Source organism: Gloeothece verrucosa PCC 7822 (assembly GCF_000147335.1).
In the GTDB taxonomy this organism is placed as follows: Bacteria; Cyanobacteriota; Cyanobacteriia; order Cyanobacteriales; family Microcystaceae; genus Gloeothece; species Gloeothece verrucosa.
Genome location: NC_014501.1, coordinates 4,752,614 through 4,772,531, shown reverse-complemented (window position 1 = coordinate 4,772,531; position 19,918 = coordinate 4,752,614). Strand labels below are relative to the sequence as shown.

Below are 19,918 nucleotides of genomic sequence, written 5' to 3'. Positions count from 1 at the left end.
TATTAATTATGACCACAGTTCTTCCCGGTTCCAAAACACCTGGTTTACTCCAGCAACTTCACTGGGCATTTGATCCCGTTGGCTATTTAGAAAGCAATCAGCAAAAATATCCCGATTTATTTTTAGCCAATGTAGCCGGTTGGAAACAACCCATTTTATTTGTCAGCCATCCCCAAGCCTTACAGTACATACTAACTAACGACCGAAAACAACTGAGTGCCCCTAAAAAGACTAATGAAATCGTGCGTCCCTTAGTGGGAGATTATTCGATACTGTTATTAGAAGGACAGCGCCATCAACAACGGCGACAATTGTTAGCCCCTCCTTTTCATGGAGAACGGATGTATAGCTATGGAGAATCTATTTGTCAGATCACTCATAAAGTGCTGAGTGAGCTACCCCTCAACAAACCATTTTCAGCCCGCCAAGTGACGCAAAGTATTACGATGCAAGTCATTTTAGAAGTTGTCTTCGGCCTTTATGAGGGAGAAAGATATCAACAACTGAAGAAACTGTTAAGCAAAATGTTAGATATATTCAATTCTCCTATCGCCTCAGCTTTACTGTTATTTCCGGCGCTGCAATTAGATTTAGGGACTTGGAGTCCTTGGAATAAATTTTTGCGTCAAAGAGAACAAATCGATCACTTACTTTATCAAGAGATAGCAGAACGCCGCGCCAACCCCAATCCAGAAGCGACAGACATTCTCTCGTTATTAATGTCAGTGCGCTATGAAGACGGGCAACCCCTCAGCGATCAAGAATTGCGTGATGAATTGATGACACTTTTGATGGCTGGACACGATACCACCGCTACGGCTATGGCTTGGGGTTTATACTGGATTCATCATCTTCCCCATGTTAAAGAAAAACTGCTGCAAGAACTAGCCACCTTAAAAGAAAAACCAGACCCAATGGAAATTGTGCGTCTTCCTTATCTGAGTGCTGTCTGCAATGAAACCTTACGCATCACCCCAGTGGCGATGTTAGCTTTGCCTAGAGTGGTGCAAGAACCCCTAGAAATCTTGGGATATGCTCTAGAACCCGGCACAGCCATTTTTGGTTGTATGTTTTTAACCCATCGACGCTCAGATTTATATCCTGACCCTAAACAATTTAAACCTGAACGTTTTCTAGAACGGAAATATTCGCCCTATGAATTTATTCCTTTTGGCGGCGGTACTCGTCGCTGTGTGGGTGATGCCTTAGCCCCCTTTGAGTTAAAGTTAGTCCTAGCCTCCATTGTGTCTGGTTATGACCTCTCCTTAGCAGATACTCGCCCCGAAAAACTGCAACGGCGCGGCTTAACTTTAGGTCCCGCCAGAGGAGTACTAATGATCCTAAAAGGACAGCGAACCCTGGAAAAACCCTCAGAAAATTTAGTCACCGTTTAATCAAGAGATTTCTCCTAGGGTATGGGGCAAAAAAAATGCCGCTTGATTTGGCGAACCTTTAGGGATAAACTAAATCGAACAAAATAAACCCTTCTATGAGAAAGCTGTACTTTTTAGTGCCTGGAACCACTCAGAAATTTGGCGGGGGTGGACTATGGGCGCAAATAAAAATACTAGATTTGGCTAAACAAATATGTGCCGCTCAATTGGTGACTTATCGCCAGCAAGAAGCGAATTTTCCCTTTTTAGACCACCTCCTCAAAAATTCAGAGCCAGACGAGGCGATTTTTATTATCAGTTGGGGCTTTGATATTCCGAAATTAATCGCCAAACTCAAGCATTATCATGTGATTTATCAGGCTCACTCCACAGGTTATAATTTTACTGTCCCGTCACGCATTCCCATTATTACAGTCAGTCGTAATACGATGGGTTACTGGGGACAAAAATCGCCTAATTCTCTGATTTATTATCTACCGAATCACATCTCAGATGAATTTTATAATCGTGGCGAAATACGCGATATAGATGTTCTCGTTCAAGTCCGTAAATCTTCTCAATATTTGCTCAAACAATTAGTTCCTGAACTTCGCCAGCACTGCCGCCTTGAACTATTGGAGGGTTATGTAGAAGATTTAGCCGCCTTATTTAATCGTAGCAAAATTTATCTTTATGACTCAGCCGAGTATTGGGCTGTTAATCACTTAACAGAGGGTTTCGGTTTGCCGCCATTAGAAGCTTTAGCTTGTGGTTGTCAAGTATTTTCCAGTGTCAATAGTGCCTTAGCTGATTATTTAGATCCAGGGTTTAATTGTTATAAAATTGCTCAATATTCTCTACAATATGATGTAAAAAAAATTCTCTCTGTCTTGCATTCAAATGAGAATTATGTTAGTTCGGAATCATTTTTAGCACCCTATCGGACGGAGAATTTATTAAAAAGATTACAAATAATTTTTACAGAAATTAATAGCTTTTTTGATCAGCAAAAATTCCTTCAAGCCGATATTGATGACTTAACTCAAACTCAACTGATCAAACTCTGGTTTCAACAACGACTCAGTAAGCTGACAACAAAACTCAAGTCAACTGTATGACAAGGGTAGCAAAAAGAGGTAGGATGCCTTCGGAAAACATCTTAACTCTCTTATTCCCTATGAAAAAAAACCCATTAGCCCTCTTATTACTCAGTCTCATTTGTCTGGGCAACTTCCCTGCACAAGTTGATGCAGAAACCGTCTTAGAAAAAATTCAACGTACAGGAGAACTCAACGCCGGTGCAAGAATAGACGCTATCCCCTTTGGTTACAAAACCGACAAAGGCGAATGGACAGGTTACTCAGTAGACTTACTCAAACTCATTCAGCAAGACTTAGAAAAAAAGTTCAACAAACCCATCAAACTAAATCTTAAAGAAGTGACTATCGATAGCCGCTTTCAAGCCATAGAAAAACAAGAAGTCGAGATCGTCTGCGGTGCCACCACTGTCACCCAACAGCGCCTAGAAAAAGTCGACTTCTCCCTCCCCTTTTTTATGACAGGTTCACAATTTTTAGTTAAGCTAGAAGATGCCGCCAATTTTGACATCAATGGGACATTAAAAGATGTTTCTATTGCTTATATTCCCCATACCACCACTGATGAAATTATCCGTCAGATATATCCCTTTGCCCGATGGCAACCCGTGAGAAACCGAGAGGAAGGGGTAAAAAAGTTAAAACAGGGGGCAGTAACAGCAGTGGTTAGTGATGGTATCTTGTTAGTGGGGGAAATAGTCAGACAAGGCAACGAGCCGAGAGATTTTGAAATTATGCCTAATGTTCCTATGACTACTGAACTTTACGCCTGTATTCTTCCTAAAAATAACCCAGAATGGCAGGAATTTGTTGATCAAACCATTAGCAGTCAAAATAATGCCCAACTTCAACAACGATGGTTTAATTTAGAAACAGGTCCCTTCCCTTATATTATCCACACTAACCCTTAATATTATTGATAAGGGACTTGTCCTCACCCCCCCCACTGATCCTCTCTATCCCCTCTGAATAAGGGGGGTAAAATAGAGGAGAATTAAAGCTGAATTTTGAAGATTAAACTTTAAATTAATTATGTCTTTTGTTGGTTTACACATCCATAGTGATTATAGTCTTCTTGACGGCGCTTCTCAACTTCCCGCCTTAATTGATCGGGCGATCGAATTAGGAATGCCGGCTATCGCGCTGACAGATCATGGCGTAATGTATGGGGCGATCGAATTAATTAAAATCTGTCGCGGCAAAAATATTAAACCCATTATTGGCAATGAAATGTATATCATTAATGCCGATCTTGATGACCGGACAAAAAAGCAGCGCAAATATCATCAAGTGGTTTTAGCTAAAAATAATCAAGGCTATAAAAATTTAGTTAAACTGACGACTATTTCGAGTCTTCATGGTATGCATGGAAAAGGAATTTTTGCCCGTCCTTGTATTAATAAAAAACTGCTAGAACAATATCATGAAGGATTAATTGTCACCAGTGCTTGTTTAGGGGGTGAAGTTCCTCAAGCGATTTTAGCCGGCAACTTAGAAGAAGCGAAAAAAGTCGCTAAATGGTATCAAGATTTATTCGGCGATGATTACTATTTAGAAATACAAGATCACGGTTCAAAAGAAGACAGAATTGTCAATCTAGGAATCGTTAAAATCGCCAAAGAATTAGGCATTAAAATCGTTGCAACCAATGACTCTCACTTTATTTCTTGTTATGACGTAGAAGCCCACGATGCTTTATTATGTATCCAAACCGGTCAATTAATTTCCGAAGAAAAGCGGATGCGCTATAGCGGCACAGAATATCTCAAATCAGCCGAGGAAATGCGGCAATTATTCCGCGATCATTTAGAAGATGAAATTATTGAAGAAGCGATTAAAAATACCTTAGAAGTTGCCGAGAAAGTTGTTCAAGATTATAAAATTTTAGGGGAGCCGCGTATACCGGATTATCCTGTTCCTGCCGGTCATACCCCTGACACTTATGTAGAAGAAAAAGCTTGGCAGGGATTACTAGAACGTCTTAAATGCCACTCCATTACTGAACTGAATCCCCTCTATAAAAAACGGCTAGAATATGAACTAAAAATGATTCAGCAGATGGGATTTTCTACTTATTTTCTAGTGGTTTGGGATTATATCAAATATGCCAGAGATAATGGAATTCCCGTTGGCCCAGGACGAGGTTCAGCCGCCGGTTCTTTAGTAGCTTATTCCCTCAAAATTACGAATATCGATCCCGTTCATCATGGTTTATTATTTGAAAGATTTCTTAACCCTGAACGGAAATCTATGCCTGATATTGATACCGATTTCTGTATAGAAAGACGGGACGATATGATTAAATATGTAACGAAAAAATATGGAGAGGGAAATGTTGCTCAAATTATTACCTTTAACCGTCTCACCTCTAAAGCTGTCTTAAAAGATGTGGCCAGAGTATTAGATATTCCCTACGCTGAGTCAGATAAAATGGCTAAATTAATTCCCGTTTCTCGAGGAAAACCAACGAAATTAAAGGTCATGATTTCTGATGAAACCCCCGAACCCGAATTTAAAGCCAAATATGATAATGACCCTAACGTAAAACGTTGGGTAGACATGGCTATCCGCATTGAGGGAACAAACAAAACCTTTGGGGTTCATGCCGCAGGCGTGGTAATTTCTTCTCAACCGTTAGATGAAATAGTGCCGCTACAAAAAAATAATGATGGGGCAGTAATCACTCAGTATTACATGGAAGATTTAGAGTCTTTAGGACTGCTAAAAATGGACTTTCTCGGCTTAAAAAATTTAACCACTCTTCAAAAAACGGCTGAATTAATTAAGCAGAATAAACAGGAAGACATCGATGTAGAAACCTTACCTTTAGACGAAAGAAAAGCTTTAGAAATCATCGCTAAAGGAGTCTATAAAAAGTTACCGAAAGATATAGAAGCCACCCATAAGCTTTTAGAAAGAGGAGATTTAGAAGGAATCTTTCAATTAGAATCTTCGGGAATGCGTCAAATTGTTAGAGATTTAAAACCGTCGGGTATTGAAGATATTTCTTCGATTTTAGCACTCTACCGACCTGGGCCTCTTGATGCCGGACTGATTCCTAAATTTATTGACCGTAAACATGGACGAGTACCGATTAAATACGATCATCCTCTACTAGAACCTATTTTAAAAGAAACCTATGCGGTTCTTGTCTATCAAGAACAAATCATGAAAATGGCGCAAGATTTAGCGGGTTATTCTTTAGGAGAAGCTGACTTATTGCGTCGCGCGATGGGGAAAAAGAAAATCTCAGAAATGCAGAAGCACAAGGAGATTTTTATTGATGGTTCAACTAAAAATGGAGTGCCGCAAGAAATCGCCGAAAACTTATTTGATCAGATGGTAAAATTTGCTGAATATTGCCTCAGCTATGACACAGAAATTTTAACCGTTGAATATGGGCCCATGCCCATTGGTAAAATTGTCGAAGAACAAATAGAATGCACCGTTTACACGGTTGACAAAAATGGATTAGTCTATACTCAACCTATAGCCCAATGGCATCATCGAGGACAGCAAGAAGTCTTTGAATATTGTCTAGAAGATGGGTCAATTATTCGAGCCACCAAAGACCATAAATTCATGACAGATGACGGTCAAATGTTACCCATTGAGGAAATTTTTGAAAAAGGACTAGAATTAAAACAAATAATCTTATAATAGTTCTAATAACTAAATTTATGTCACAAGCTACCACTCCCACCCAACAACCTTCTATTACAGAAGAAGAACAATTTATCGAACCCGATATCAGCAATATAACGATCGAAGATGATACGCCTGTGGATAGTTGGTTCTCTGAAAAACAGCAAAGATTATTAACGGCAAGTGCCTACAGTAGCTTAAAGCGAGAAACTCCCTTTGTCGTATTAGCGAATGTCGGCTTATTCTATGCCGAAAAACATCCGCCCTTAGTTCCTGATGTTATGCTTAGTTTTGGGGTAAGTGTTCCCGAAGACTGGAGTCAAAAGAAAAACCGCTCCTATTTTGTTTGGAATATGGGAAAACCCCCAGAGGTAGCCATAGAGATAGTCTCTAATACCGTAGGCAATGAATTAGGCTCGAAATTAGAAGATTATGCACGAGCAAGAGTCGCTTATTATGTGGTTTTTGATCCTTTACGCTGCTTAAAAGGTGAGGTCCTCTCGGTTTATCAATTACAAGCCTTGCGTTATCGTCGGCGGGATGACTATTGGATGGAGGATATTGACTTAGGTTTAACTTTATGGGAGGGAGTATTTGAAGGTCAACCGTATAACTGGTTACGTTGGTGCGACAGTCAGGGGAATCTACTTTTAACAGGAGATGAGATAGCCCAACAAGAGCGGCAACGCGCCGAACAAGAGCGGCAACGCGCCGATCGCCTAGCCGAGTTACTCAGAGAACGCGGAATAGATCCAGAGCAATTAAGTAGCTAGGATAAGTTAAAATTTTTACAACCTAAAATATATAAATATTTTTTTAATATTTGGCACAATGGAAGTGTTATCAAGCTACTCATCCATCTACGTCAAATTATGCCTAGTACATTTAGTCAGACTACCTCTGTTCCCTTAACCGCAAATTGGATACAACAACAAACCATCTATCGGCGTTGGCATCGTCATCAATCTAAATGTCAAATTTTACGCTCTCAGTTAGGATTTAATCAGGTTGCCTCATCTCGTCCTACCGTTTGTCAGGGATGTACTCACTATCATGGTAAAGCTTATGGTCAAACTCGCACCACTCGCACCCGTTTAATTTGTGGGTTTCATCCCTATGGATGGACAACCGACGATCATTGTCCGGACTGGAAAGGCCTTTAAATTTATCCTACTACTCAATGATTATTCTCAACTCAAAGCTTTATCCCACTCTAATTGATGAGCTAAACCATACTTAATAAAATCTTCTTCTAGAGCGCGATCACTTTTGCCAAAAACACCCAAACTATAGGGATTATCCTGCATACGTTCTCTAACTTGTTCTTGTTCAAACCGTCTCAGTTGCTCTCTAGGTTCATCGGGTTTAAAAAAGTCTATCACCAAAACAGTTCTATCATAATTGGTGTAATTATGTGGGCAGTGTGGATAGCTGTGATCTAAAACCATAAATTTTCCTTCCTGCCAATAAAGCTTATCGTGGCATATTTTCATCGCCACATCCCCTTCAGGTACGATTAATCCTAAATAGCCGCGATTCATGTGGGGATTATAATTGACATGGAGTTTGATATCTAAGCCTGGATGAAATGTGCCAAAATAGACATTTCTAATCAGGTCCTCAAAATCAATGTTTACTTGTTCTATCACCTTAGCCAAATGAGGGAAATATTTTTGTCTTAATGCCAGTGCTTTAGCTGAAGCCTCATCTGTGTCATAATCGGGATAGCGAATTTGATGCAATTGAATATATTCTTCAATAAACAAACCTTGAAATAAAATCCCAAAAGCACTATATTTTGAATTGCCTTTAGTTTTAATGGTTTTACTTTTCGGGCCTAAAATATCATAAGTAATTTTCAACTCCTGATCAGATGCCTGTTTCATAAAGCCTGTAAACTCATCTCTAATCTCTTGCCAACTCGCTTGAAAACTTTTTAGAAAAGGGAATTGCTCGGGATTAAGATGATATTCATTAAAACTTGACATTGGCTTTGCTCCTAAAGATGATTTAATACTAATAGGACTTGGTTAGAATTTCGGGACAATATTGCAATTGCTGACCAAACCAGAACTTTTACTACTGTACTCATTTTAGTGTAAGGTTTACTGTGTCTGAAACTCCCCTATTAGATCTAATTATCAAAAATGTGCAGGTAGTTCGTCCCCATCAAGATAGAGCCGAAATTCTTGATTTAGGGATTAAAGACGGCAAATTTGCCAAGATGGCTCCTAATATTAACCCAGAAGAAAGCCGAGAGTTATTTGATGCCCAAAATTTGTTAGGATTTCCTGGGATAGTGGATGCTCATATGCACATCGGCATCTATCAACCCCTCGATCAAGATGCGATCACTGAAAGCAAAGCGGCTGCAAGCGGAGGAGTAACCACCAGCCTAAATTACATCCGTACCGGGCAATATTATCTCAACAAAGGCGGCTCTTACCAAGATTTTTTTCCCGAAGTTTTAACCCTATCCCAAGGAAATTTTTTTGTAGATTACGGTTATCATATTGCCCCCATTAGTGCCGCTCATATTGATGAGATGCCAATGCTATTTGAAAAATATGGGATTGGGTCATTTAAAATATTTATGTTTTACGGCGGCTATGGTTTACATGGTCTTTCCGACCACCAAAACCTCTTTTTAATGATTAACAAAGAGGAAAGATATGATCTAGCGCATTTTGAATTTATTATGCGGGGTTTAACTCGGCTAAGAGAATTATATCCCCAACAGAGCGAGCGCATTAGTTTAAGTCTTCATTGTGAAGTGGCAGACATCCTCAACGCCTACACCAAAATTGTCCAGCAAGATACAACTTTAACCGGTTTAAAAGCTTACAGTGCCGCACGTCCCCCCCATTCTGAAGGTTTAGCCATCTGCATTGCTTCTTATTTAGCCAATGAAACCCATTGTCTGAATATTAACCTATTACATCTCAGTTCTCGTAAAGCCATAGAAGCCGCTTTAATGATGGAAACTATCTTTCCTCACATTAATTTTCGCCGAGAAGTCACTATCGGACATTTGTTATTAGATGTAGATACTCCGACAGGTAAATGGGCAAAAGTTAACCCCCCAATTCGTCCCCGAGAAGATGTAGAATATTTGTGGCAAGCTCTACTTAATAATCAAATTCATTGGATTGTTAGCGATCATGCCTGTTGTTCTGCCGAGAAGAAAGCGAGTTTGAAAGACCCTAATAATATTTGGCTGGCTAAATCGGGTTTTGGGGGGACAGAATATTTACTTTCTGGTGTATTTAGTGAAGGCAGTAAACGGGGAATGTCCTACAATAAAATGGCCCAGTTATTAAGTTGGAATCCTGCGCGAAGATTTGGGTTAGATTCCAAGGGTGATATTGCAGTTGGTTATGATGCTGATTTAGTATTATTAGACCCTAATGAAACTTTTGTAGTTCGTGCGGCCGAGTCAGAATCACAACAAGGTTATACCCCATTTGAAGGAATGGAATTAACCGGACGAGTTAAAACAACCTTCTTATGCGGAAATATGATCTATAATAACGGACAAGTTTTAGGTTCACCCAGTGGACGTTATTTAAAAAGATCTTCTCTGTAGATCCATAATAATCCATAATAAACTGAACAAATGACACAAAAGATTAAACGAGCATTTTTAGACACAGAGGATGGACAAATTCTCTACCGTATCGCTGGAGAAGGTGAACCCTTGCTGTTACTGCACATGGTCCCTCGCAGTAGCGATGAATTTAAAGAATTGATGACAATAGGAGTGCAAAATAGACAGCTAATTGCAATGGATTTAATGGGGTTAGGGGATTCTGACAAACCTCCTAGAGTTTATTCAGTGGCAGACTATGCTAAAACAGTCATTGCCCTTTTGGATGAATTAGGCATCAAAAAAAGCTCTATTTTTGGGAGTGTTACCGGGGGTTATATAGCCGGAGAAATAGCCGCCGCTTACCCAGAACGAGTTGAAAAGATCATCCTCTGCAATACACATGGATTTGACGCAGAAGAACAAGAGAAAGTCCTTAAAATGTACTCGCTTGGATCTACCGTTAAAGAAGATGGATCTCACCTGATGGAAAAATGGTTATCTCGTGTTAATTATGTGGGAAAAGGAGAATTAAATCACCGTTGTGTTTTGGATGATTTGAAGTGTTTGGGGGGGTCTGTCTATCCGGGTGTAGCTGTGGGAAATTATTGTCTTTCTGCTAAAGAAAGATTTCGTTTAATTCAGTGTCCTACTTTAATTTTGACCGGCACAAAAGCTTTAGAACCATTAGAAAAATTCGGTTTAGCTAAACCCGAGAATCAATTATGGCTCACAGAGGCAATTCCTCATAGTCAAATGATTGAACTCGAAGGAGGAACCCTCTGGATGCTCAATCAAATGGCTGAAGAAATATCAAAAATAATCGTAAATTTTCTGGACAATCAGTCAGCAATGGTATCAAATTAATGCTCGCGGCATACTAAAATTTTGCCGCTTATTTAAAAAAAACCATGAATAACGAATTACCCCTCATTATCGAATGTCGTTGTAACGAAATAACCCCTCGCGGCGACAATCCTGCGTTGCCCCACAGTCCAAAAGAGATCATCCGCGAAGCCATAAGGGCCTGGGAAGCAGGGGCTTCGATTTTCCATTGGCACGGGCGAGACCCAGATACGGGAAAACCGCGCAACGACGTTGAACTCTATCTCGAAGTGATACAGGGAATTCGAGAACACACAGATCTCCTAATCCATCCGACCCTTGGCTACATCACACAGCATCGGGTAGAAGACCGCGTCAAACACATTTTGGCAGTGAACGACGATCCCCTGCTGCGGGTTGATATGGTGCCGGTGGATTTCGGGTCGCTCAATGTAGACTTCTGGAATCCCCAGACGAAAGAGTTCACGACAACTGACCAAGTTTACATTAATACCCGTGCTAATCTTATGGCGGTGCTTGAAGTATTCAAGAAGCACAATCTCCACGTCAGTTCAGTCTGTTGGGACGTAGGACAAATGCGAACCGCGCGTTGCTTTCAGGAAATGGGACTTCTGCCACGAGAAACGCTTTGGGAATTGGTTTTTACCGGGGAAGTGATGCCGGCTGGCGCGGCGGCGACTATACCGGGTTTGCAGGCGTTCGTGGCTGAGGTTCCTGCGGATAACCAGTGGCTGGCACTTTGCTGGAATGGAGACGTGATGAGGGTAGCCGCCTGGGCAATTACAATGGGAGGTCACGTCGGTATTGGACTGGGAGATTATTCTTATACTCGCTTCGGCAAGCCGCACAACGGTGAGTTAGTGGAAAAAGTTGCTAAGATGGCCCATACCCTCGGCCGGGAAGTGGCAACACCAGCGCAAGCCCGCGAGATTCTCAAGATGCCGCCGCGAATTTCCCTCCCAAAAAAGCTACAGGCCACTGCTAACGAAAAATGATATAAAAAAAAATATAACTGCGATCGCTAAAGGAAAATGACACAAAAAATTAAACGAGCCTTTTTAGACACAGAAGATGGACAGATTCTCTATCGAATCGGCGGCGAAGGTGAACCTCTGCTTTTGCTACACATGAACCCCCGCAGTAGCGATGAATATCGGGAGTTGATGCCTATTTTTGCTCAAAATAGACGAGTAATAGCAATGGATTTGATGGGCTTTGGGGATTCTGATAAGCCGCCGAGAATGTACACAATGGCGGACTACGCCAAAACAGTGATCGCTCTTTTGGACGAATTAGGCATCGAAAAGGTGAGCATTTTCGGAAATCATACCGGTGCTTTTGTGGCGGGAGAGGTAACAGCCGCTTATGGAGATCGCGTTGAAAAATTGATTTTAGGTAATGTGGCTGGTTTTGGAGAAGGAGGACAAGCAGAGTTATTAAGACTGTTTGAGGAAGGTTTTAAAATCACTGAAGATGGTTCTCACCTCATGAAAAGATGGTTAGCCCGTTCTCGATACGTAGGCTCTGCCGAATTAAATCACCGTTGGGTTTTAGACGATTTAAAATGTTTTGGTCATCCTTTGTACGCAGTTTGGGCTGTAGGTCATTACTGTCTAGATGCACCCGAAAGATTTCGTTCTATCAAGTGTCCAACTCTCATTATCTGGGGAATAGATGATGTAAAAGAATTTGAAAGACTGAGTTTAGCAAAAGCCAACGATCGTTATTTTCTTTCTCAAGCCATTCCTCATGGCCAAGTCGTTGAATTTCCACAAGGAACAATTTGTATGATGAATCAGATCCCCGAAGAAGTATCACAGGTAGTCATCGACTTTCTGAATAATTGACAATAGTAAAATGCCTTCCCAACACATCAAAAACAGGAGTTTTATATCAATGAGGTACACCTCAATTTTATTTTTTATTACCTGTTCCCTGTTCCCTGTTCCCTGTTCCCTAAAATCAAAAAACTATGTACCTCACTAAAATGAGAAATGCTATATTTTTAAGAATTAGTCTAATTTTCTAGTCCTAGGATAGCTGTACACTTAATCTCTACGATTAATCCAGGTGTCGATAAAGCCGTTACACCAACACCCGTCCAAGTGGGAAATTTATTGGTGAAATAGCGATCTTTTACCTTAATAAACAGTGGCAAATGTGGAATGATAAGCGGCTGTTGCTCTGAAGCATTAGACGGCTGAACTGTCACATGATAAGTAATCATTTCTACCACATCATCAAAACTAGCTCCTGCTGCCCAAAGGACTTTTTTAACATTCTCGAAAGCCTGGATAAATTGGGCTTCGGTTTCCTCTACTACCTGTAAATTTTCATCCCGTCCCACCTGTCCTGAAATATATAAAGTATTCCCTACCTTAATACCCGGGCAGTAGTGATATTTTTCATATAAAATTTCCATCCCTTGGGGAATAATAACTTCACGAGTATTCACGATGAATTTTAACCTCTCATAGCAGTGATAATTGAGCGTGCCGCATCGGTCATCAACCATCCGTCAGCAGCAGGTGTCACGAAATCATAGCCCTTAGCGAACAGTTCTCGACCTCCGGCCACCGTGCGACTGACACCCCCAAGCCAACAATTAGGCGTAGAGCGAACTATCGCTTCAGCTTCCGTCATCAGCCGCTTAAATTCTGGATGATCATAAGTTCCTAACTTAGTCAGTGCAGCAAAATCGTCGACGATATCTGCCATCAGATCCCCGGGTCCTAAAAATACGATATCGATACCCTCAACTGCGGCAATTTCTTTTAGATTTTCAAAACCCCGACGAGTTTCAACGATAGCGCCTATCAGTAGGTTCTCCCGATAATTGGCAACATACTCTAGCTCTGTCAAACCCCAGTTGGCGGCGCGGCACTCCGGATAACCCACACCTCGGTTTCCCCCATGAGGTCGATAGCGAGTGGCGGCAACAATGGCTCGCGCTTCATCTGCTGATTCTACAGTCGGAACGAGCAAACCTTCCACGCCCATGTCCAAGACTCGCTTAATATAGACTGGATCGTGTGAAGCCACTCGCACAATGCAGGTAACATCTGTCGCCTGAGCCGCACGGAGTTGCTCTACTAGGACGCGCATATCAGTAGCAATATGTTCGTGGTCGAAGATAAAAGCATCGAACCCACACATAGAAAGAAGTTCGAGCGAGTCACCACCTGAGAAAAAAATCCAGCAACCGATGGGTTGAGAACCGGTTTGGAGCATTTTCTTGAGTCGATTAGGTCTGAACATAATTCTATTCGTTACACTATTATTGCTTTAAAATCTAACCACCACTTTACCCTGATTTTTCCCACCGATCAGCCATTCAACTGCATCAGCGATGGATTCTATTCCCCTAAACTCTCTCGGTTCAATGGCCACTTGAATTTGATGAGTTTCTAACAATTGTAAAAGCCGCTCTCGCGCTTCGGGCATATATTCTCTATACTGAGGCATCAAAAACCCCCTCACTGAAGCCGCTTTCCAAAACAGTTGATGATAAATCCGAGGCCCAGAAACGACTTCTATATCCTTAGCATATTCCGAGATAAATCCGACAACAACTAAACGCCCCCGAATCGCCAGATTATTGACACAAGTATCAAACATTCCTTTGCCAACACATTCAAAGACTAAATTAACGCCTTTGGGGTATTCTTTTTTAAGGACCTCATCCACATTTTCTTGACGGTAATTAATAACTCTATCACAACCCAATTGTTGCAAAAGTTGGGATTTTTCTGGACTTCCACAAACCCCTATGACATGATTTCCGGCCAGTTTTGCCAGTTGGACAGCAATATGTCCGGTTCCTCCGGCAGCCGCAGTAACTAACACCACCTCGCCGCTTTTCATCTCTCCTACTTGTTCGAGGGCGACTAAAGCTGATACACCAGTAGGCATTAAAGTTAAAATTTCGGGTGAGGCAAAAGGAACTTTAAAAGCTTCTTCTGCTTTAATGGTTTGATATTCTCGATAGCCTCCGCCTCTAGCAGTGGTTAATACAGCATCTCCTACCTCAAAGGCTCCCACTTTTTCTCCTTTGGCTATTACTTCTCCCACCACTTCTACCCCTAGATCAAAAGGAAGAGTCGGATTAACATAGGGGACTTTTCCTTGACATATTAAGGTATCAAACCCCCCATTAACCGCCGCAAATTGATTGCGAATGACAATTTCATCAGCTTGTGGCTGTTCTAAGTTAACTTCTACAATTTCTGCGGCTGTTCGAAAATCATGACTATACTGTTTCACCATTAATTTTCGGTAAGTTTTTGGGTTCATTCTTTGTATCTAATTGTCATTTTATGTAATTCTACTTTCTTGTATTAGAGTTCGTTGATAAATTTGATTATTTTTAAACCAATGCCAAGTTCTTGCCCGATGATTATTACAAGGACTAATTTGAATCATTTCATAAATATACATTTCTTCGGGAATCCCTTTATAAGTGAGCCAAAGGATAAGGGTTGAATCATCCGCTTCCCAAGAATAGCCATTTAATCTTTCAGTATCAAACCAGACTTTTTTGTCTCGATAAATTCCCGGAAAGTGAAATTCTTGCACTTTTCCATCTGGCCAACTGTAGCGATTCACTTGATAGTAAGTGTCAGGTTTATCTGAGGGAAATTGACAACTTAAATGCGATTGATGATGATCCAAAATTTGCCCATTAATATCAATTAAGGTGTAAGTTCCTTGCCATTCTCCCTCATGACGGGCAAGTACGGGCATAGCTTCACGAATATTAGTCATATTTTATCGCAGTTTTTTGATTATTTATTATATCGTGTTTTTATTTGAGTTGTGAACCCTATTTTTTAGCACTGACACCTTAAAAGGTGCAGCTATACGAGCGAAGCCCGCCTGCGCGGACTAAAGTATTTATTAATAATAAATATTAAACCTTGAAGCCTGCGTCGGCAGGCTTTGTTCGTGTAGCTGCACCCTTCAGGGTGTGAGAATTAATAAACTTTACTTAAACCACCAAGGATCAGCCATCGATTGAGTTTTTACTAACAAAGCTTTTTTACGCCTAAATCGTTGCAAAGCCGCCGCCCCCATGCGAGAACCTCCTAACCCCGAAAACTTAAAAGAATTCTTCTCTCCTTCATGAATAAAAGCCGTTAAGCCGGCATCATTAATACTAATTGCTCCTGCCTCTAAATCAGCCGCCACCGCTAAAGCTTCCTCAGTAGAAGCGGCAAAAACGGCCGCACTTAATCCATAAATACTATCATTGGCTAATCTAATTCCCTCTTCAACACTTGAAAAAGCCATCACCGGCATAATGGGGCCAAACGTTTCCTCACTCATAATTTTCATCGAATGATTAACCTCACTCAACACAGTAGGAAGACACCAAAACCCCCCTTCTAACAGTTCTACTTCTCCGCCACAATGGATTTTTGCCCCCTTATAACGGGCATCTTCTAAATGAGTTGCCATAATTTCTGCTTGAGAAGCTGATATAATGGGGCCAATTTGTCCATCTTCAAAGGTGGGATAAGCGAGTTTAAGTCTTTGGGCTTTTGCTGTTAGTTGTTCGACAAAAGATTCAAAAATAGACTCGGCTACATAAACCCGTTCTAAAGATAAACAAGATTGCCCATTATTAACCACTGATCCCCATAAAATTGCTGATGTGGCTTCTTCAAGATTAGCGGATTCTAAAACAATGGCGGCATCTTTTCCTCCCAATTCTAAAAAGGCAGGAATAAACTGTTTAGCGGCTGCGGCGGCTACTTTTTTGCCGGTGGCTACACTCCCGGTAAAACAAATTAAATCTACCTTTTGGATTAAATTCGCCCCCGTTTCTGCTGCTCCTTCAATATAGGCTAAAACATCCCGCAATAAGGGAACAGTGCTAATAGTTTTAATTAAAGGTTGAATGAAACGAGGAGCAATTTCACTGGGTTTGACGATTACGGCACATCCTGCCATTAAAGCTGGAATTGTATCAATCGTAGACAAGAGTAACGGGAAATTCCAAGGACTGATAACCCCCACCAAAGGATAAGCAATAGATTGATGTTGTAGGTTAATAAAAGGAATAGCGGTAGTCCGTTCTGCTTCTGGGGCCAGTAATTGAGGGGCTAAACGACACCAGCGATCAATCCCAGAAATCAAAGAGTCTATTTCTAAAATTGATTCGGATTTTCTGCCCGTATCAGTGATTAAAGCCTCTAAAAGTTCGGCTTGATCAGCTTTTATTGCTTGTTTCCAAGTTTGTAAAACTTCGATTCGTTGCTGGAGTCCGCCTAAAACCCATTGTTTTTGATGTTGTCGTAGATGCCCACACAGATCAGTCAATTGTTGCTCTGTTGGCGGCGTGATGGTGTAATCGATTTTTCCATTTCGGGGGTTACGAATTGGTATTGAAGTATCCATTCATTAAAATTTATATGATTCCTAATTTTGTTAAACGTTCAATGGTTTCTCGTTGAGTATTGATAAAATGGCTGCGCTCAATTTCTCCTGTTAGCATCGTATTATTGGGGTAAAAGTTGGGGTTTTCATATTGTTGAGGATAAATTTGGCTGCGGTGACGAGCTAGTAAATTTTTCATCCCGAGTTGACGACGATAGCGCCGCAGTGCCGCCAGATCAATATCCGCATAAGCGGCCATACTTTCTCCGGTGTCGGTTTCGGCTAATACCAGTCCCCGATAATCGATGATTTTCGACCCTCCATCCACAGAAGAAGCCGCGATCGCTGTTCCGCTAATACCGGCTGTATTGGCACTAATGACATAAGCCATATTTTCAACCGCGCGGCAAAGTTTAGCCGCTTCTTTAGGCGCTCGTGCATTGCCAAACACTTCTGAGGTAGGATGAAGGATGATTTCTGCTCCCCGCATGGCTAAACTTCGAGCGACTTCGGGAAATAAAATTTCATCGGAAGCAACGGCGGCTAGATTGCCGATGGGGGTTTTTGCCACCGGAAACATTCCCTCTACGCCATAACACTCTAAATAACGCTCTAAGACATCTCCAGGGGTAGGAGAAAACATAGAATTGAGCCGACGGTAGCGTAAAATGATTGAGCCAGTGGGATCGATGACAAAACAGGTTTGAAAATAAATATTAGGAAAATTGTCATCGAGTTCGTAGGCGTTGCCGGCCAAAAAGAGGTTATTTTTGCTGGCTATCTGTCCTAATTCTTGGTAGAGGGGATCAGCCATCTCTAAACAGGCTTTTTTTGCCCAGTCGGTGATCGACTCTCCCATTGGAAAACTGGTGAGTACATATTCAGGGAGCAACACTAAACGGCAATTAGGCCCAATAAAAGCTTTGGCGGCACTAATTTGTTGTCCAATACGTTTGATACTCTCCTGCATGATTTTTCGCGCCTCGGTGGCGTTAGTGGCCTGGTTCACCCCATGACAAGTAACTTGTAGCGCTAAGGCAATATAAGCATCGATCTGTTCTATAGAGTTTGACATCACAGTTGATCGGATTTTTACTCAATATAGATCAGCCTAGTTTTCCTTGGCACATCTTTTGGTAAAAATGCTAGGGTGAATACAAGGGCAGTAGACGAGCGGCTAGATTACCACACTATCGCCAGATAGAATTTTAAGTTTTGTCATCGGGTTTTTAAAATCAGTCTAGGCATTTCTAACCCTTACCGGATAGCACTTTGCTAAAAAGATAAGAAATTGTAATTAACGATACAGCAAGAAATCGCTTTATTCTTTTGAGCAATTGGATTATGATAAATCATAGGTCTTGTTAGTTGATAGGTAACTTCTCATGAGTGTTAGTACACTGGCATCGGCTTCAACGTTTCATTACTCCATCAAGATGATCAAGGAAGAAGTTCGTCAACTGGTGGAACATGGAACCGTCAGCCGTCATCAGCCGATTTATGTTCTTTGTCAATATATCCCGCCTCGCGAGTGGGTTTATGTAGAATGCGAATTAGAAAGATGTGATTACCTGCTACGGGACCAAATAGGAGATTTAATCGCTTCTGAATGTTGGGATAATGATTAATTAAATTTCTCATAAGCAGTTTCTCCTGCTGATACCGAACTTGAACACTGTAGTATACCCTTGTACACTGCCTTGGATAAGCACAATCTTTCTGAATCACCTGCCCTAGTCCACAAACTAGGGCTAAAAGACTGAAGGGTAAAATTTTCAAGAAAAAGTTAGAGAAATCTTAAGAAAAACCTAAATTTTCTAGCTTTCGTCTAAAAATGCCAAAAGATTGTAACTAAGTATACAAAAAAAATGGGGATCGCTAAGAGATCCAAAAAGGATTAAGCAATCGGGGTTAGTCTATAAACTACTTAAACAGGTTGGTAATTTATGAGCAGTCAAGCAGTATCCTCCCTTCAAATTAGCCACTATACCATTGAAGTGATCCAGGAAGAAGCCCGTCAATTAGTCGCTCAAGGAGTCATCAGTCGTCAACAGCCTATCTATGTTCTGTGTCAATATATTCCGGCTCGGGAATGGGTAGAGGTTGAGTGTGAACTAGAAAGATGTGATTATTTGTTGCGTGATCGCATTAGTGATCTCATTGCCCCTGAAACTTGGACTGATGACTAAACCTAATAATTAACAGAGATCATTAAAGTCGAGGTAGCTATTTTATTTAACTTTATTAAGAACGAGAAAAAAGGTCGGTAAGTTCCTCGATTGAATTATTGATTAGTATTTTGTCATCTGAGTTAGACAAAGCGTTTGCAATACTTATGTTAGAAGACAACTAACTAGAGTTGTTAGTCATGGATTTGACTGAACAGTAGGTCAATTAAGCTACGGACTTTTTGTTCAGTCAATTTCTTTTTTTCATTTTAGGAGGGGAAACAGCAAGCCCTTTTAAGCCGCTTGTTCTAAATATTGCTCGAGATCTTCGATAAGACGAGTCAATTCGGCTTCTGTGGTTAAACGAATACGCTCATCACGAACCGTTAGCAAGACTTTAGCCGCAAAAGGACTCGGATAAATGTTCGGGTTACAAAAGACTTCTAGAAAGACTTCCCCGGTATGGCGGTATTCCATCGCTTTTTTAGGAGTTGGCTTACCTCCAGTAGAAGTATTGACCGCGATCGCTTTTAAGCTTTCCATTAATTGATTAATTTCTTGTTTTAGGGAGAGTGCTGCCTCTACTGTAAAACTAAAACTTACAGCACCTTGAATCAAGTTGAGTGTTAGTTGGGTCATGGTTAGTCACGAGACTAGGTCAATGTTTTATATTTATCAAAAAAGTACCCTTTAGAGAACCCTTCTTTTGATCACATTTCTCTCTATGATTTTCCCCGTAAGCTCTAGGTCAATGTAAAGAAATTTTAAGAGCTTCGCCAAAATTAATTAGGTTATATCAGGAGGGCTGTTTTAACCCTCCCTAAC

General features: G+C 40.9%; 20 protein-coding genes. 12 read left to right on the top strand and 8 right to left on the bottom strand.

Going from position 1 to position 19,918, the window contains the following annotated elements:
• Nucleotides 1–8 precede the first annotated feature (8 nt).
• The 6 genes from CYAN7822_RS21255 to CYAN7822_RS21230 all read left to right on the top strand — a co-directional run bounded on the left by CYAN7822_RS21255 (nucleotide 9) and on the right by CYAN7822_RS21230 (nucleotide 7,278).
• Nucleotides 9–1,394, top strand: a complete 1,386-nt coding sequence (locus tag CYAN7822_RS21255) for a cytochrome P450 (RefSeq protein ID WP_013324312.1) — start codon at nucleotides 9–11, stop codon at nucleotides 1,392–1,394.
• 95 nt (nucleotides 1,395–1,489) lie between these two features.
• Entirely contained in the window at nucleotides 1,490–2,491 is a 1,002-nt protein-coding gene (locus tag CYAN7822_RS21250; RefSeq protein ID WP_013324311.1) for a glycosyltransferase, read from the top strand.
• Nucleotides 2,492–2,550: 59 nt separating this feature from the next.
• On the top strand, nucleotides 2,551–3,381 hold the full coding sequence (locus CYAN7822_RS21245) for an amino acid ABC transporter substrate-binding protein (RefSeq protein ID WP_041933908.1): 831 nt from the start codon (nucleotides 2,551–2,553) through the stop codon (nucleotides 3,379–3,381).
• A 121-nt stretch (nucleotides 3,382–3,502) separates the two neighbouring features.
• The gene (locus CYAN7822_RS21240; RefSeq protein ID WP_013324309.1) at nucleotides 3,503–6,130 is read left to right on the top strand and encodes a trans-splicing intein-formed DNA polymerase III subunit alpha N-terminal partner DnaE-N; all 2,628 of its coding nucleotides are present in this window, start codon (nucleotides 3,503–3,505) and stop codon (nucleotides 6,128–6,130) included.
• A gap of 20 nt (nucleotides 6,131–6,150) precedes the next feature.
• Nucleotides 6,151–6,888 carry a Uma2 family endonuclease gene (locus tag CYAN7822_RS21235; RefSeq protein WP_013324308.1) on the top strand — a complete coding sequence of 246 codons (738 nt, stop codon included), beginning with the start codon at nucleotides 6,151–6,153 and terminating at the stop codon, nucleotides 6,886–6,888.
• A 99-nt stretch (nucleotides 6,889–6,987) separates the two neighbouring features.
• Entirely contained in the window at nucleotides 6,988–7,278 is a 291-nt protein-coding gene (locus tag CYAN7822_RS21230) for a hypothetical protein (RefSeq protein WP_013324307.1), read from the top strand.
• 27 nt (nucleotides 7,279–7,305) lie between these two features.
• On the opposite strand, the gene CYAN7822_RS21225 is transcribed toward CYAN7822_RS21230, so the two are convergent.
• Complete coding sequence (locus CYAN7822_RS21225; protein WP_013324306.1) at nucleotides 7,306–8,103, bottom strand: aspartyl/asparaginyl beta-hydroxylase domain-containing protein; 798 nt, start codon at nucleotides 8,101–8,103, stop codon at nucleotides 7,306–7,308.
• Nucleotides 8,104–8,225: 122 nt separating this feature from the next.
• On the opposite strand from CYAN7822_RS21225, the gene CYAN7822_RS21220 reads away from it, so the two are divergent.
• From CYAN7822_RS21220 to CYAN7822_RS21205, 4 genes are read left to right on the top strand one after another with little or no spacing between them, the layout of a single operon-like run.
• Nucleotides 8,226–9,701, top strand: a complete 1,476-nt coding sequence (locus CYAN7822_RS21220; protein ID WP_013324305.1) for a dihydroorotase — start codon at nucleotides 8,226–8,228, stop codon at nucleotides 9,699–9,701.
• Between the two features lie 30 nt (nucleotides 9,702–9,731).
• A complete protein-coding gene (locus tag CYAN7822_RS21215) occupies nucleotides 9,732–10,568 on the top strand; it encodes an alpha/beta fold hydrolase (RefSeq protein ID WP_013324304.1) in 837 nt (278 codons plus the stop codon).
• 44 nt (nucleotides 10,569–10,612) lie between these two features.
• The gene (locus tag CYAN7822_RS21210; protein ID WP_013324303.1) at nucleotides 10,613–11,542 is read left to right on the top strand and encodes a beta-keto acid cleavage family enzyme; all 930 of its coding nucleotides are present in this window, start codon (nucleotides 10,613–10,615) and stop codon (nucleotides 11,540–11,542) included.
• A gap of 36 nt (nucleotides 11,543–11,578) precedes the next feature.
• Nucleotides 11,579–12,394 (top strand): alpha/beta fold hydrolase, encoded by an 816-nt coding sequence (locus CYAN7822_RS21205; protein ID WP_013324302.1) that lies wholly within the window; start codon nucleotides 11,579–11,581, stop codon nucleotides 12,392–12,394.
• A 170-nt stretch (nucleotides 12,395–12,564) separates the two neighbouring features.
• On the opposite strand, the gene CYAN7822_RS21200 is transcribed toward CYAN7822_RS21205, so the two are convergent.
• The 6 genes from CYAN7822_RS21200 to CYAN7822_RS21175 all read right to left on the bottom strand — a co-directional run bounded on the left by CYAN7822_RS21200 (nucleotide 12,565) and on the right by CYAN7822_RS21175 (nucleotide 18,000).
• Nucleotides 12,565–13,002, bottom strand: a complete 438-nt coding sequence (locus CYAN7822_RS21200; protein ID WP_013324301.1) for a RidA family protein — start codon at nucleotides 13,000–13,002, stop codon at nucleotides 12,565–12,567.
• A gap of 8 nt (nucleotides 13,003–13,010) precedes the next feature.
• Nucleotides 13,011–13,805, bottom strand: coding sequence for an HpcH/HpaI aldolase family protein (locus CYAN7822_RS21195; protein ID WP_013324300.1), 795 nt, complete (start codon nucleotides 13,803–13,805; stop codon nucleotides 13,011–13,013).
• A gap of 27 nt (nucleotides 13,806–13,832) precedes the next feature.
• Nucleotides 13,833–14,840, bottom strand: a complete 1,008-nt coding sequence (locus CYAN7822_RS21190; protein WP_013324299.1) for a zinc-binding dehydrogenase — start codon at nucleotides 14,838–14,840, stop codon at nucleotides 13,833–13,835.
• Nucleotides 14,841–14,861: 21 nt separating this feature from the next.
• Nucleotides 14,862–15,311, bottom strand: a complete 450-nt coding sequence (locus CYAN7822_RS21185) for a DUF3598 family protein (RefSeq protein ID WP_013324298.1) — start codon at nucleotides 15,309–15,311, stop codon at nucleotides 14,862–14,864.
• Nucleotides 15,312–15,530: 219 nt separating this feature from the next.
• The gene (locus CYAN7822_RS21180) at nucleotides 15,531–16,946 is read right to left on the bottom strand and encodes an aldehyde dehydrogenase family protein (protein WP_013324297.1); all 1,416 of its coding nucleotides are present in this window, start codon (nucleotides 16,944–16,946) and stop codon (nucleotides 15,531–15,533) included.
• Between the two features lie 10 nt (nucleotides 16,947–16,956).
• A complete protein-coding gene (locus tag CYAN7822_RS21175; RefSeq protein WP_013324296.1) occupies nucleotides 16,957–18,000 on the bottom strand; it encodes a nitrilase-related carbon-nitrogen hydrolase in 1,044 nt (347 codons plus the stop codon).
• A 310-nt stretch (nucleotides 18,001–18,310) separates the two neighbouring features.
• Between CYAN7822_RS21175 and CYAN7822_RS21170 the strand changes: the two genes are divergently transcribed.
• Both CYAN7822_RS21170 and CYAN7822_RS21165 read left to right on the top strand, forming a co-directional pair.
• The gene (locus CYAN7822_RS21170; RefSeq protein WP_013324295.1) at nucleotides 18,311–18,553 is read left to right on the top strand and encodes a DUF4327 family protein; all 243 of its coding nucleotides are present in this window, start codon (nucleotides 18,311–18,313) and stop codon (nucleotides 18,551–18,553) included.
• A gap of 318 nt (nucleotides 18,554–18,871) precedes the next feature.
• Complete coding sequence (locus CYAN7822_RS21165) at nucleotides 18,872–19,114, top strand: DUF4327 family protein (protein ID WP_013324294.1); 243 nt, start codon at nucleotides 18,872–18,874, stop codon at nucleotides 19,112–19,114.
• Nucleotides 19,115–19,387: 273 nt separating this feature from the next.
• Here CYAN7822_RS21165 and CYAN7822_RS21160 read toward each other — a convergent pair whose 3' ends face one another.
• Entirely contained in the window at nucleotides 19,388–19,732 is a 345-nt protein-coding gene (locus tag CYAN7822_RS21160; protein ID WP_013324293.1) for a hypothetical protein, read from the bottom strand.
• Nucleotides 19,733–19,918 lie beyond the last annotated feature (186 nt).

Bases quoted from the DNA above. Each gene is read 5' to 3' on its own strand.
- CYAN7822_RS21255 (WP_013324312.1), top strand. From the start codon at position 9: ATGACCACAGTTCTTCCCGGTTCCAAAACACCTGGTTTACTCCAGCAA.
- CYAN7822_RS21250 (WP_013324311.1), top strand. From the start codon at position 1,490: ATGAGAAAGCTGTACTTTTTAGTGCCTGGAACCACTCAGAAATTTGGC.
- CYAN7822_RS21245 (WP_041933908.1), top strand. From the start codon at position 2,551: ATGAAAAAAAACCCATTAGCCCTCTTATTACTCAGTCTCATTTGTCTG.
- CYAN7822_RS21240 (WP_013324309.1), top strand. From the start codon at position 3,503: ATGTCTTTTGTTGGTTTACACATCCATAGTGATTATAGTCTTCTTGAC.
- CYAN7822_RS21235 (WP_013324308.1), top strand. From the start codon at position 6,151: ATGTCACAAGCTACCACTCCCACCCAACAACCTTCTATTACAGAAGAA.
- CYAN7822_RS21230 (WP_013324307.1), top strand. From the start codon at position 6,988: ATGCCTAGTACATTTAGTCAGACTACCTCTGTTCCCTTAACCGCAAAT.
- CYAN7822_RS21225 (WP_013324306.1), bottom strand. From the start codon at position 8,103: ATGTCAAGTTTTAATGAATATCATCTTAATCCCGAGCAATTCCCTTTT.
- CYAN7822_RS21215 (WP_013324304.1), top strand. From the start codon at position 9,732: ATGACACAAAAGATTAAACGAGCATTTTTAGACACAGAGGATGGACAA.
- CYAN7822_RS21210 (WP_013324303.1), top strand. From the start codon at position 10,613: ATGAATAACGAATTACCCCTCATTATCGAATGTCGTTGTAACGAAATA.
- CYAN7822_RS21205 (WP_013324302.1), top strand. From the start codon at position 11,579: ATGACACAAAAAATTAAACGAGCCTTTTTAGACACAGAAGATGGACAG.
- CYAN7822_RS21195 (WP_013324300.1), bottom strand. From the start codon at position 13,805: ATGTTCAGACCTAATCGACTCAAGAAAATGCTCCAAACCGGTTCTCAA.
- CYAN7822_RS21190 (WP_013324299.1), bottom strand. From the start codon at position 14,840: ATGAACCCAAAAACTTACCGAAAATTAATGGTGAAACAGTATAGTCAT.
- CYAN7822_RS21185 (WP_013324298.1), bottom strand. From the start codon at position 15,311: ATGACTAATATTCGTGAAGCTATGCCCGTACTTGCCCGTCATGAGGGA.
- CYAN7822_RS21180 (WP_013324297.1), bottom strand. From the start codon at position 16,946: ATGGATACTTCAATACCAATTCGTAACCCCCGAAATGGAAAAATCGAT.
- CYAN7822_RS21175 (WP_013324296.1), bottom strand. From the start codon at position 18,000: ATGTCAAACTCTATAGAACAGATCGATGCTTATATTGCCTTAGCGCTA.
- CYAN7822_RS21170 (WP_013324295.1), top strand. From the start codon at position 18,311: ATGAGTGTTAGTACACTGGCATCGGCTTCAACGTTTCATTACTCCATC.
- CYAN7822_RS21165 (WP_013324294.1), top strand. From the start codon at position 18,872: ATGAGCAGTCAAGCAGTATCCTCCCTTCAAATTAGCCACTATACCATT.
- CYAN7822_RS21160 (WP_013324293.1), bottom strand. From the start codon at position 19,732: ATGACCCAACTAACACTCAACTTGATTCAAGGTGCTGTAAGTTTTAGT.